The sequence below is a fragment of the Cupriavidus sp. FW305-F7 genome (genome assembly GCF_058782875.1).
In genome coordinates, this window is the sequence record NZ_JBYSYC010000064.1 from 1 (window position 1) to 13,223 (window position 13,223).

11 protein-coding genes are annotated in these 13,223 nt (G+C 66.9%); 4 read left to right on the forward strand and 7 right to left on the reverse strand.

The window, feature by feature from the left end; all coding sequences use genetic code 11:
- Positions 1–68: 68 nt before the first annotated feature.
- The 3 genes from AC3WL8_RS35995 to AC3WL8_RS36005 all read right to left on the reverse strand — a co-directional run bounded on the left by AC3WL8_RS35995 (position 69) and on the right by AC3WL8_RS36005 (position 3,462).
- Positions 69–1,133: a porin gene (locus AC3WL8_RS35995; RefSeq protein ID WP_153956274.1), complete on the reverse strand. Its 1,065-nt coding sequence runs from the start codon at positions 1,131–1,133 to the stop codon at positions 69–71.
- 71 nt (positions 1,134–1,204) lie between these two features.
- On the reverse strand, positions 1,205–2,533 hold the full coding sequence (locus AC3WL8_RS36000; protein ID WP_013953465.1) for an MFS transporter: 1,329 nt from the start codon (positions 2,531–2,533) through the stop codon (positions 1,205–1,207).
- A gap of 95 nt (positions 2,534–2,628) precedes the next feature.
- Complete coding sequence (locus tag AC3WL8_RS36005; protein WP_041228683.1) at positions 2,629–3,462, reverse strand: shikimate dehydrogenase family protein; 834 nt, start codon at positions 3,460–3,462, stop codon at positions 2,629–2,631.
- Positions 3,463–3,726: 264 nt separating this feature from the next.
- Between AC3WL8_RS36005 and AC3WL8_RS36010 the strand changes: the two genes are divergently transcribed.
- From AC3WL8_RS36010 to AC3WL8_RS36025, 4 genes are all read left to right on the forward strand, one after another.
- On the forward strand, positions 3,727–4,809 hold the full coding sequence (locus AC3WL8_RS36010) for a 4-hydroxyphenylpyruvate dioxygenase family protein (RefSeq protein WP_153956273.1): 1,083 nt from the start codon (positions 3,727–3,729) through the stop codon (positions 4,807–4,809).
- Positions 4,810–5,287: 478 nt separating this feature from the next.
- Positions 5,288–7,054: a sulfoacetaldehyde acetyltransferase gene (gene xsc, locus AC3WL8_RS36015; RefSeq protein ID WP_153956276.1), complete on the forward strand. Its 1,767-nt coding sequence runs from the start codon at positions 5,288–5,290 to the stop codon at positions 7,052–7,054.
- Between the two features lie 218 nt (positions 7,055–7,272).
- Positions 7,273–8,307, forward strand: coding sequence for a phosphate acetyltransferase (pta, locus tag AC3WL8_RS36020; RefSeq protein ID WP_013953469.1), 1,035 nt, complete (start codon positions 7,273–7,275; stop codon positions 8,305–8,307).
- The gene (locus AC3WL8_RS36025) at positions 8,304–9,074 is read left to right on the forward strand and encodes a sulfite exporter TauE/SafE family protein (RefSeq protein WP_013953470.1); all 771 of its coding nucleotides are present in this window, start codon (positions 8,304–8,306) and stop codon (positions 9,072–9,074) included. Before pta ends, AC3WL8_RS36025 begins: the two co-directional genes overlap by 4 nt.
- 32 nt (positions 9,075–9,106) lie before the next feature.
- On the opposite strand, the gene AC3WL8_RS36030 is transcribed toward AC3WL8_RS36025, so the two are convergent.
- From AC3WL8_RS36030 to AC3WL8_RS36045, 4 genes are all read right to left on the reverse strand, one after another.
- A complete protein-coding gene (locus tag AC3WL8_RS36030; RefSeq protein WP_013953471.1) occupies positions 9,107–10,411 on the reverse strand; it encodes an MFS transporter in 1,305 nt (434 codons plus the stop codon).
- Between the two features lie 42 nt (positions 10,412–10,453).
- A complete protein-coding gene (locus tag AC3WL8_RS36035) occupies positions 10,454–11,950 on the reverse strand; it encodes an amidase (protein WP_492379885.1) in 1,497 nt (498 codons plus the stop codon).
- 249 nt (positions 11,951–12,199) lie between these two features.
- Entirely contained in the window at positions 12,200–12,376 is a 177-nt protein-coding gene (locus AC3WL8_RS36040) for a hypothetical protein (protein WP_010810355.1), read from the reverse strand.
- Between the two features lie 139 nt (positions 12,377–12,515).
- A complete protein-coding gene (locus AC3WL8_RS36045) occupies positions 12,516–13,223 on the reverse strand; it encodes a GntR family transcriptional regulator (protein WP_022539212.1) in 708 nt (235 codons plus the stop codon).

Consider the following 13,223-nt stretch of genomic DNA (forward strand, 5'->3'; position numbering starts at 1 on the left):
ATGTGGTTCGCTATTCCTTCATCGTAGTGGACTTTCACCACCTACTCCTTGCCGGTCTCCCGGCGCACTCAGAACTTATGCCGCACCCCCGCCATCACCCCGATGCGCGACGAATTGCCATAAGTATTCCCACTGTTAGCAAACGTCGGCGAGCTGTTCAACGCAATCCACTGCCCCTGCAGGTGGGTGTAGTCCACCTCCACATACACATCGGTGCGCTTACTGAAGTTGTAGTCCAGCATGCCCGCCGTGGTCAGCCGCTTGCCCCCCTGCCCCGCATGGCGCAGCCAGTCGTACTGCAGCGTGCCGATGAACGCGAGCGCGTCGGTGATATTGAACCGCGTCCCGACATACCCAACATTGTTGCGATAGTCGGCCACATCGAGCCGGTTATTGGTGTAGCCGAGGTAATACTGCGCCCGCGCCGCTTTCCACGTACCGCCCAGACCCCACACCGTCTGCTTGCTGGCCAGCGCCGCCGGCACCGCGCCAAAGAAGGCCGAGGTCACGTTCTGCGTCTGCTGGTAGACCGCGCCGATCTCCAGCGGCCCTGAGCTGTAGACCAGCGACCCGGCCGCAGCCGAGCCGCTCTTGATGCTGCCCGGCACCTCGCCGAAGGTGTAGGCCGCCGCCACCTGCAGGCCGTTGAAGCTCTTGATGTACTTGACGGTGTTGTCATAGCGCAGCCCGGTGTAGTTGCCGCCCTGATACCCGACGATGGAGTTGTTGGCGAAGGCCATGGCCTCGTAGGACGACAGCACCTCATGGGCCAGCGTGTACTGCCGGCCGATCGCCAGCTTGCCGTAGCCACCGTCGAGCCCGATCACCGCGGTGCGCCCGAACAGCCGCCCGCCCTGCTGGCTGGTGCCGGTGTCGGGCGCGAAGCCCGACTCCAGGATGAACCAGGCCTTGTTGCCGCCGCCGATATCCTCGGTGCCTCGCAGACCCCAGCGGCTGCCGGTGAGCACGCCATCGGTCATCTGCGTGCGGCCGTGGCCGGCCGCGTCTTCATGGGTGCTGTAGCGGATAGTCGTATCCAGCAGCCCATAGAGCGTGACGCCACCGGAAGTCTGGGCGAGCGCTGGCAGGCTGCCCGCGCCCAACGCGAGCAGCGCAATCATTCGTTTTTGCATTGGAGCTTTGTCTCTGTGTTTTATTGGCGGCGGGGCGAACGCCCCGCCGGGTCAGGCAACATCGAAAGGCGTCAGGCAACTTCCGGCACCTTGCGCGGGGCGAGGAAGAACAGCCAGGTAAGCGCGATGAAGTAGGCGCAGGGGATCATCGTGAACAGCACCGCATAGTTGTTGTGCGTCGATGTCAGTACGTAGCCGACCAGCTGCGTCATGAACATGCCGCCGATGGCGCCGATCATCCCGCCGAAGCCGAACACCGAGCTCACCACATGCTTGGGCGTGTAGTCCATCACCATGCTCCAGATGTTCGCCGTCCACGCCTGGTGCGCGCCGATCGCGACCGAGATCGCGGCCACGGCCATCCACAGGCTGCTGGCGCCGGCGGCCATCACCACCGAGGTGATGCATGCGGCGAAGATCAGCATCGACAGCAGGCGCGCACGCACTGCCGGCATGCCGCGGCTGATCAGCCACGACGACAGCGCACCGCCGCCCACGCTGCCCACGTCGGCCGCCAGGTAGATCACAATCAGCGGCAGGCCCATCTGCGTGACGCTGATGCCGAGCTGGTACTGCTGGTTCAGGAACGGCGGCAGCCAGTACAGGTAGAACCAGAACACCGGCGCGGTGATGGCGTAGGCCAGGGCAAAGGCCCAGGTGCCGCGCATGCGCAGGATTTGCGAATAGCGGATGCGGTGCGGAGGCGGTTCGACGTCTTGCGTGATGTGGGCCAGTTCGGTGGCGCTGACGGTCGGGTGCTGTTCCGGGTTGTGGTAGCGGGCATACCAGAACGCCAGCCAGATCGCACCCAGCGAGGCGATGACGATAAAGGCCGCCTGCCAGCCCCAGGCCTGCAGGATCAGCGGCAGCATGATCGGCGTAAGCATGGCGCCGACATTGGTGCCGGCATTGAAGATGCCGGTGGCAATGGCGCGCTCGCTCGCCGGGAACCAGATACGCGTGGTCTTGACGCAGGCGGGATAGTTGGCCGCCTCCGACAAGCCAAGGAAGAAGCGGCAGATCATGAAGCCGACCGCGGACGCCGCAAAGGCATGGGCACCACACGCGATGCTCCACAACAGCACCGCCAGCGCAAACGCGCGCTTGACACCGACCATGTCGATGAACCGCCCCTGCAGCGCAAAGCCGATGGCGTAGCCCACCTGGAACCAGAAGTTGATATTGGCGTAGTCCTGCGCGGTCCAGGACATGGCCTTGGCCAGCACCGGCTGCAGCACGCCAAGGGCAGCGCGGTCGATGTAGTTCAGCGTGGTTGCAAAGAACACCAGCGCCAGCATGCCCCAGCGCACCTTGCCGAAGGCAAAGGCGGCGCGGATCTTGTCGCCGAGCGAGTTGCCGGGTGCCGCAGCAGCCGGCAGCTCCTTGTGAGTCGTGGTCATCTTGTCTGTCTCCACCGTTAGATTGGAAATGCTTGCCGGCGTGCCTTTATGGGATGGCATCCGCTCGGCTGTCGGCCAGGGCACGCGCCCTGCCCTCAATACCGGATCTGCGCAACCGCGCGCAGCGCTTCAGGTGTGGCTGTGCCGTAACCAAAGAACTCCAGGTAGGCCGGAATCATCTCGAACAGCATGTCGGTGCCCACCTGGACCTTGCAGCCGCGGGCCAGTGCGGCTTCGAGGAAGGGGGTGTATTCGTGCTTCATCACCACCTCGCCGACCATCGCGCCGGGGGCGATGCGCGCGACGTCGAACGGCAGCGGGTCGCCTGCGTGCATGCCGAGCGGGGTCGCGTTGACCACCACGTCGAAGCCTTGCGGATCGTCCGATCCGGTGCTCACGCGCAACGCCGGGTAATGCTCGGCCAGGCGGCGGGCCAGCGCACGCGCGGCGCCTTCGCGGGCATCGAACAGCGCCAGTTCCGCCACGCCGGCTTGCGCCAGCGAGGCGGCGATCGCGCTGCCCACGCCGCCGCTGCCGGAGACGATGGCGCGCGCGCCTTCCGGCCGGCAGCCCTTGCGCACGATGCCGCGCACAAAGCCGGCGCCATCGAACTGGTCGCCGACCAGCGTGCCGTCGTCGCGCCGCAGCACGGCGTTGCACGCACCGGCGATGCGGGCGGCCGGCGTGAGCTCGTCCACCAGTTCCAGCGTGGCGACCTTGTGCGGCATGGTCACGAGCGCGCCGCGGATATTGGTCAGCCGGAACAGGGAGCGGAACACTTCGGCATAGTTGTCGGGCTTGACGCCCATCGGCACCACCACCGCGTCGATGCCCTGCTGAGCGAACCAGGGGTTGTAGATCATCGGCGCCTTGAACGACTCCGTGGGATAGCCAAGGTGCGGGATGAGCGTGGTCTTGCCATTGATCATGGTGTTGGTGAGCCTGGCGGCCGGCCCGGGTGCGTTTCGATGACCGGAGATTAGTGGCCGGCTGCCCGCCAGCCAAGCGTCCTTTACGCCATATTGCGCGATCAGTGAACGCATATGCGCGATCAAGGCGCGCAGTTCGGGTTTCTACGAGGTGCTGCGATGCGCCGTCCAGGCGCGGCCCGGCGGGGGCGCGTTGCTATGATCCGATCGTCGCCGCAATGGCCCGGCACCGCCCCCCATCGCCACCCAACAGGAGCAACGACAATGAGCGCCGCAGACGTCTCTTCCCCGCGCGCCGACGATTTCCAGACGTGGGACAACCCGCTCGGGATCCAGGGCTACGAGTTCATCGAATTTGCCTCGCCCGACCCGGCCGCGCTGGGTCGCACCCTTGAACGTTTCGGCTTCGCCGCCATCGCCCGTCACCGCCACAAGGCCGTGAAGCTGTACCGGCAGGGCGAGATGAATTTCATCGTCGATGCCGAGCCGGATTCGTTCGCGACGCGCTATGCCAGCGAGTACGGCCTGTCGATCTGCGCCATCGGCATCCGCGTGAACGATGCCGCGGCCGCCTTTACCCGCGCGCTGGAAGCTGGCGCATGGCCCTTCGAGGGCGGCACCGTGGGGCCGATGGAGCTCAATATCCCCGCCATCCAGGGCATCGGCCAGTCGATCCTCTACTTCATCGACCGCTGGCGCGGCAAGGAAGGCCGGCCAGGTGACGTGGGCGATATCTCGATCTACGACGTCGATTTTCGCCCGTTGCCGCAGCCCGACAATGCGCCGGACGCGGGGCTGCTGCGCGTCGACCACCTGACCCAGGCCGTCGAGCAAGGCCATCTCGAGGAATGGCTGGACTTCTACCGCAAGGTGCTGGGCTTCCGCGAGCTCCAGCCAGCCAGCGCGGCGCATGCGCTGGTGTCGCCGTGCGGGCGCATTCGCATTCCGCTGTACGAGAAGGGAACGACGCGCCATGACCAGATGCGCCACTACCTGTCGGACCAGCACGGCGAGGGCATCCAGCATATTGCGCTGGCCAGCGCCGACATACTCGCCAGCACTGCTGCGCTGGCCGGCAACGGCGTGCAGTTTGTGCAGCCGCCGGCGGCCTACTACGATTCCGTCGACACGCGCCTGCCCGGCCATGGCCTGGACCTGGCCGCGCTGCAGCGCTACGGCATCCTGGCCGACGGCGCCATGCGTGCCGATCGCACGCAGGAGCGCTTCCTGCAGGCGTTCGTGAGGCGCGAGGCGGGCGAGTTCTTCTTCGAGATCGTCCAGCGCGACGGACATCAGGGCTTCGGCGAGGGCAACCTGCCAGTGCTGGAAGCGCTGTCGGTACGCTGACACGGCCCCCTTCACCAGCATGCAGCCCAGTCAGACCGCGCCCTGCTAAGCGCGCCAGCTCGCACTTCCTCGCCGCGTCCCTGAGGCGGCGGGCTCGTCACACTTCCCGCCTTATTCGCCAGCGCCGGTGATCTCTCACCGGCGTCCTGCTTGCCTGCCCGGCCCGGGCGCATCCCGATTTCCCCGTCCTCGCAGCGCGTATCAACGCCCGATAAATGGCGCTTACGATACTTCAATCGCATTCTTGTCTCATTTTTTCATTCGTTTCATTCCATAAATCAAAACTTCCTATTGACCAATCGGAGTCTTCCGCCTACATTTCCCCCAACAAGCAATTTTCCGGAACGTCCTGTTCCACTTTATAAGACCCTCATCAGGAGACAACGCCATGCGCGACCTCGATACCACCTCGAATCCCGCCGTTTCCGGTGGCTCGGCCGCCGCGAAGGAGAGCCAGGTCCCGGCCGGCCCGCAGACCATGACCCCGTCGGAAGCCTTCGTTGAAACGCTGGCCGCCAATGGCGTGACCGACATGTTCGGCATCATGGGCTCGGCCTTCATGGATGCGATGGACATCTTCGCGCCGGCGGGCATCCGCCTGATCCCGGTGGTGCACGAACAAGGCGCCGGCCACATGGCCGACGGCTACGCCCGCGTGTCGGGCCGCCACGGAGTGGTGATCGGCCAGAACGGCCCCGGCATCTCCAACTGCGTGACCTCGATCGCCGCTGCCTACTGGGCCCACAGCCCGGTGGTGATCGTCACGCCCGAGGCCGGCACCATGGGCATCGGCCTGGGCGGCTTCCAGGAAGCCAACCAGCTGCCGATGTTCCAGGAGTTCACCAAGTACCAGGGTCATGTCACCAACCCGGCACGCATGGCCGAGTTCACCGCCCGCTGCTTCGACCGCGCCACCGCGGAAATGGGCCCGACCCAGCTGAACATCCCGCGTGACCACTTCTACGGCAAGGTCAACGTCGAGATCCCGCAGCCGCGCCGCCTCGACCGCGGCCCCGGCGGCGAGCAGAGCCTGAACGAAGCGGCCGAGTTGCTGGCCAACGCCAAGTTCCCGGTGATCATCTCGGGCGGCGGCGTGGTGATGGCCGATGCGATCGAAGAGTGCAAGGCCCTGGCCGAGCGCCTGGGCGCGCCGGTGGTCAACAGCTACCTGCACAACGACTCGTTCCCCGCCAGCCATCCGCTGTGGTGCGGCCCGCTGGGCTACCAGGGCTCGAAGGCTGCCATGAAGCTGATCTCGCGCGCCGACGTGGTGATCGCGCTGGGCTCGCGCCTGGGACCGTTCGGCACGCTGCCGCAGCACGGCATGGACTACTGGCCCAAGAACGCCAAGATCATCCAGATCGACGCCGACCACAAGATGCTGGGCCTGGTGAAGAAGATCTCGGTGGGCATCTGCGGCGATGCCAAGGCTGCCGCGGTCGCGCTGAGCCAGCGCCTGGCCGGCCGCACGCTGGCCTGCGACGCGACCCGCGACGCCCGCGCCACCGACATCGCCAGCGAGAAAGCCGCGTGGGAGCAGGAGCTGGACAACTGGACCCATGAGCGCGACCCGTATAGCCTGGACATGATCGAAGAGCAGAAGCAGGAGCGCACGCCCGGCGGCGGCCAGTACCTGCATCCGCGGCAGGTGCTGCGCGAGCTGGAAAAGGCCATGCCGGAAGACGTGATGGTGTCCACCGACATCGGCAACATCAACTCGGTGGCCAACAGCTACCTGCGCTTCGAGAAGCCGCGCAGCTTCTTCGCGGCGATGAGCTGGGGCAACTGCGGCTATGCCTTCCCGACCATCATCGGCGCCAAGGTCGCGGCACCGCACCGCCCGGCCGTGTCGTACGCCGGTGACGGCGCCTGGGGCATGAGCCTGATGGAAACCATGACCTGCGTGCGCCACAATATCCCGGTGACCGCGGTGGTGTTCCACAACCGCCAGTGGGGCGCGGAGAAGAAGAACCAGGTGGACTTCTACAACCGCCGCTTCGTCGCGGGCGAGCTGGACAACCAGAGCTTTGCCGAAATCGCCAAGGCGATGGGTGCCGAAGGCATCGTGGTGGATCGGCTGGAAGATGTCGGCCCGGCACTCAAGCGTGCCATCGACCTGCAGATGAATCATGGCAAGACCACGATCATCGAGATCATGTGCACGCGTGAGCTGGGCGACCCGTTCCGCCGCGATGCGCTGGCCAAGCCGGTGCGTTACCTGGACAAGTACAAGGACTACGTCTGAGTCTGAGCCTGAGCCTGTACAGGCGCCCCGCTTGCGATCGGTTTGCTCCCTCTCCCGCTTGCGGGAGAGGGTTGGGGTGAGGGCGGGGATCTCCACGAAGTTCCGCCTGGTGGCATGCCACCGCCCCCCCTGCCCCTCTCCCGCACGCGGGAGAGGGGAGCACACCGCAAGCATGACAAGGGCTCCGGCCCTTTTTTCCGTTTCTGAAGCCAACCATCATGAAAGCCATCCTCCGCATCATCGACCGCGCCCGCGCCGCGCCTCGCCGCATCGTGCTGTGCGAGGCCGAAGACCCGCGCATCCTGCAGGCCGCGCAGCGCGCCACGCAGGAAGGCATCGCGCGCATCGTGCTGGTCGGCAACACGCGCCAGATCAACGCCGCCGCGGCCATCCACGGCATCGGGCTGGACGGCATGACGCTGGTCGACCCGGCCACCTCGGCGCTCGCGCCCTCGTTCGCGCAGCAGCTCTTTGCGCTGCGCCAGAAGAAAGGCATGACGCTCGATGAAGCCAAGCGCGCCGTGCTCGATCCGCTGTGCTTCGCCAACCTGATGGTGCGCCTCGGCCACGCCGACGGCTCGGTGGCGGGCGCCGACCACACCACCGCCGACGTAGTGCGCAACGCGATCCAGCTGATCGGGCTCGCACCCGGCTTCCGGCTGGTGTCGAGCTTCTTCCTGATGATGCTGTGCGAGCCTTTCCACACGCTCAAGGGCGGGCTGATCTTCTCCGACTGCGGGCTGGTGGTGGATCCGGATGCCGATGCGCTTGCCGATATCGCCATGGCTGCGGCCGACAGCGCACGCACGTTGCTGATGGAAGAGCCACGCGTGGCCATGCTGTCGTTCTCGACCAGCGGCAGCGCCAGCCATGCGGCGGTGGACAAGGTGGTGTCCGCCACCGAGCGCGTGCGCGCGCAACGCCCGGGCCTGGCCATCGATGGCGACGTGCAGCTCGATGCCGCCATCGTCGCCGAGATCGCCGCGCGCAAGGTCGCGCATTCGCAGGTGAACGGCCACGCCAACGTGCTGGTGTTCCCCAGCCTGGAAGCCGGCAATATCGGCTACAAGCTGGCCGAGCGGGTCGGTGGCGCCAAGGCCATCGGGCCGATGCTGCAGGGGCTGAACAAGCCCGCCAACGACCTCTCGCGCGGCTGCAGCGCGGACGATGTGTTCCATGTCATCGCCGTCACCGTGGTCCAGGCGCAAGCCACCGCGGAACAGGCCGGCAAGGGCGAGCAGGCGGCGGCATGAAGGCAGAACTGTTGTTGCCGCTGCTGGGCCTGCAGGCCCTGCTCGGCGCAGGCACCTATTTCCAGACGGTGACCGGCTTTGGCCTTGGCATGATCGTGATGGGCGTCACCAGCGGACTTGGGCTGGCGCCCGTGGCCACCGTGGCCGCGGTGGTGAGCCTGGTCACGCTGGCCAACAGCGCCTGCGCGCTGCCAGGCAAGCTGCAGCATATCGACTGGCGCGCCGTCGCCGCGGCGGCCATCGGCATCCTGCCGTCGGTAGTGGTCGGCGTGCTGGTGCTGGAGTACCTGAGTTCCAGCGCAGCCACCCTGCTGCAGCTGCTGCTGGGCGCCGTGATCCTGTATGGCGGCCTCAGCGCCGCGCTCAAGCCCGCGCCGCTGGCGCAACGCTCCGGCGACGGCACCTTCTTTGTCAGCGGGGTATTCGGCGGACTGCTGAGCGGCATGTTCGGCGTCTCCGGCCCGCCGCTGATTTTCCAGTTCTACCGGCAGCCGATGAAGCCGGTTGAAATCCGTTGTGCGCTGATTCTGGTCTTTACCGTGACCTCCACCGTGCGCACGCTGTTCTCGGCCTGGCAGGGGCAGCTCGATGCCGCCGTGTGCGTGCAGGCCGCCATTGCCGTGCCGGTGGTGGTGATCGCCACGTTGCTGGGGCGGCGTTTTCCGCCGCCGTTCTCGCCGGCCACGACGCGCAGGGTGGCGTTCGGGGTGTTGATCGGGATCGGGGCCAGCCTGATGCTGCCGGCGATTTCGGTGTGGGTGCTCTAAGGGCGCGCGCGCCCTTAGAGCCGGGACCGGCCTCAGGCGATTGAGCCTGCGGGCTGCGCCAGCGGCGCGGTCTCTTCCTTCTCCCCGCCGCCGCCCGCCTGCCCCAGGTCCATACCGGTAGTCTCGGGCAGCAGCACCGCGGCGACCACTACCATCGCGTAGCCGACTCCCGCCACGATGGCGATCGCGCTCGGCAGCGAGGTGTGCCCCGTACTCAGCCACCCCACCGACAGCGGGAACAGCGAGCCGATCACCCGGCCGGCGTTATACGAAACGCCATACCCCGTTGCCCGGATATCGTTGGGATAAGACTCGGAGATGGTCGCGCCGATGCCCGCGAACACGCCCTGCATTAGTATGCCGAGCGGGAAGCCAAGGAACAGCATCGACGTATTCGACACCGGGATCACCATATAGACCAGCGCGGCCACGAACGCCCCGACCGCGAAGGCGATGTAGGTCAGCCGCCGGCCCCAGCGGTCGGTGGCGTAGGCGCCCGCCACGTAGCCGATCAGTGAGCCGATGATGGTGACCGCCAGGTAAGAACTGGTGCCGAACACCGACAGGCCGCGCTCGGTCTTGAGGAAGGTCGGCAACCACGTAGCGATGGCGTAGTACGCGCCCAGCATCCCGCCCGACAGCAGGCTGCACAGCAAGGTCTTGGACAGCAGGGGCCCACGGAACAGCCGGCCCAGGCCTGCCAGCGCCGCCCCCTGCCGGCCGGCCGCCCGGCTCTTCAGGAAGATTTCCGGCTCTTCCAGGTTGCGGCGCAGGTAGATCACCACCAGCGCCGGCAGGATGCCGAGGAAGAAGCAGACCCGCCACGCCGTCTCCGCCGGCAGCACGCTGAAGGCGATCGCGTACACGATGGCGGCCGCGCCCCAGCCGAAGGAATAGCTGCTGGCGGTAAAGCCCGAGTATTTGCCGCGATGGGCCGGGTTGCGGATCATCTCCGTCACCAGCACCATGCACAGCGACGACTCCCCGCCAAACCCCAGGCCCTGGATCATGCGGAACAGCATCAGCTGCTCCGGCGACTGCGCCAGCCCGCACAGGAAGCAGGCCCCCGCGAACACCACGATGGTCCAGCGCAGCACCCGCACGCGCCCGTAGCGGTCTGCCAGGATGCCGGCGCCGATCGCGCCCACCAGCGACGACACCAGCGTCCAGGTGACGATGGCGCCCGCTGTCGACTTGCTCATGCCCCATTGCCCGAGCAGCGTGGAGATAAGAAACGAATAGATCATGAAGTCGAAGACATCGACCGCATGCCCAAGGAACGCGCCATAGAAGCCCTTGCGCTCCATGCGCGACAAATCACGGAACCAGTCGAACATGATCCCTCCCTGTGGTGTGTGTAGTGTGTGTGGTGTTGTGGCTTAGTTGTTGTGGTCCGCCGGCAAGACAGACGGCCGCGGCGGCGGCCGGAACGCGTAGCCCGCGTCTTCCAGCAGGCTGGCAAAGCGCAGCGCGGTGAGATCCCGGTAGCGGCCGGCGACGATCTGCACGCCGACCGGCAGGCCACTGGTGCCCGGCCCGATCGGCGCCACCGCCGAAGGCAGCCCGCACAGCCCGGAATGGCCGGCCCAGAACAATTGCGTGGTCATCGGCTGCGCGCGGCCGTTGACGGTGAGGCTGCGCTGCCAGGGCTCGCCGGCCTCGTCCAGCGCGAAGGCCGTGGTGGCTGCGGCCGGGCACAGCAGCACGTCATAGGTAGAGAAGAACCGCTGCCACGCGGTGGCAAAGCGTTCGCGGGCCACCTGCAGGCGCAGCCAGTCGCGATGGCTCAGGGTCGCGCCGGTGTACTGGAGGGTGGCGTAGGAATGGTCGTCTGCGGCGGCTGTGGCGGTGCGGTTCAACGCATCGGTATAGGCCGCATCGTCCATGTGCACCGCGGTGGTCGCGCGCAGTAGCGTCACGTAGACGTGCCACAGTTCGGCCGCATCGAAATCCGGCCGCACATGCCAGTCCACGCGCGCGCCCTGCCCGGCCAGCCAGCAGCCCAGTTTTTCGATTCGCGCGGCGACCTCGCCGTCGGCTTCAGCCTGCGCATGGGTGGGCAACACCGCGACGCGGAAGTCGGCCAGCCGTCGGTGCGGACACTCTGGCAGATCAAGGCGGTAGGGCAGCGCCTCGTCGCCGTGCGGGCCGGCAATGGCGCGCAACACCGGTTCCAGGTCGCGCGCGCTGCGGGCCAAGGGGCCGGCGACATTGATGTCCTGTTCGCCGAAGCGCGCCGGCCCCACCCCGTGGCCTGCCAGCGGCACCAGGCCATGGCTGGGCTTGAGCGAGAAGATGCCGCAGTAGTGGGCCGGATTGCGCAGCGAGGAGCCGATATCGGAGCCCACATCGAAATATGACAGGCCGGCGCACACCGCCGCCGCGCTGCCGCCGGACGAGCCGCCCGGCGTGCGCGACGGATCGTGCGGATTGCGGGTGGTGCCGTAGATGGCGTTGTAGCTTTGCCAGTCACGCAGGCCGAGCGGAACGTTGGTCTTGCCGAGCAGGACGGCGCCGGCATTGCGCAGGCGCTGCACTACTGCGGCGTCGCGCTTGGCTGCATGGCCCTGCATGGCCGGATTGCCGCAAGTGGTCGGCCAGCCGGCGACGTCGAACGACTCCTTGACCGAGAACGGCACGCCATCGAGCACGCCGCGCGCTTGCCCTGCCCGGCGCCGCCGGTCGCTTTCCAGCGCGGCGGAGCGGGCGGCATCGAAATCTGACAGCACCAGCGCATTGATGATGCCGTGCCAGTCGTGCCACGCGGCTTCGCAGCCATCCACCAGTTCTACCGCGGAGACTTCGCCGGCGGCGAGCCGCTGTGCCACCTCCCACAACGGCGGAAAACGGCCGGGAGCCCGGTCGGACAGGTTCACATCGACTCCTTGTCATTATCCGAGCCGGCAGCGGCGCGGTGGGGGCGTATAGGACAGGCTTCGGGAAGTACTGCGAATGCGTTGGTATACTATATTCCGTATTGAACGGAGCGCAAGCGAAAGTGTCATGCGCGAGCGCGCTGAAGCACGCCAGCGGTTGAAAAGCGTAGAAGGGGAAGGGTCGGCAGGCAGAACGCCTGCTAGGAGGCAGCGGCGGCGTGCTGACGCCGCCGGGTCAGTCAGGCTGGATCAGCAGTGGCCACGGCGTGGGGCGCGGCCGCCCAGCGCCAGGAAGAAGCGGCCGATATCGCGCAGGCGCAGCGGCAGCAGCGGCGTGGCATGGCGGACGGCATTGCGCGCGGCAAAGTGGTGCAACAGTTGCTGGCCGACGGGTTGCGAAAGATAGCGTTGCTCAGGCGACTGCATGGTAAATCCCTATTGATCTGGAATGCCTACAGTATACCTAAATTGGTGCAATGCGCCATGGCGGCGCATGCAATGCCCAGTTGCCGGGCATGCAACGACATGCTGGAAACGGGAGAGGAAAAACCCGGGCCCGACGCCCTCAGGCCGCCTCTGCCCTGCCCTGCCCGTCCACCGGCAAGTCTGCCGCCTTGGCGGCACTGTAGACATGGCGCGCGGCCAGCAAGGCGGCAAGGTCGGCATCCCCGGCGATGACTGCCTGCAGGATCTGGGCGTGTTCATCCCAGTTCTGGCGGGCGCGAACCACGTTGGCCGGGCCGAACAGCACCGCGGTGCGCTCGCGCAGCGAACGCATCATTTCCTGCAGCACGCTGTTGGCGGCTATGGTGCCGAGCACCTCATGGAAGCGGGTATTGAGGGCGAGCAACTCATCCGCGCGGCCCTGCGCGGCGGCATCCATGCCCTGGCGCAGCACGGTCTCCAGCTCAGCGACCAGCGCCGGGTCGCGGCGCTGCGCGGCGAGCTTGGCGTTGAGCCCTTCCAGCGTCGCGCGCACCTCCACCATCTCGCGCGCGATCACTGGCGACAGGCTGGCCACGGTTGCGCCGCGGCGCGGCTCGATCACCACCAGGCCTTCGCTGGCCAGCGCGCGCAGCGCCTCGCGCACCGGGATGCGCGACACGCCCAGTTCGGCGGACAGCTTGTTTTCCACCAGCCGTTCGCCTGGCGCGTACTTCCCGTTCAGGATGCCTTCACGCAGCTTGTCGGTGACAAGGGCGAACAGCGGCGAGTGGCTGGCACCGAGGCTCAGCGGCTCGGCGGGCGCGGCAGGAGATGGAGTGAGAGACAT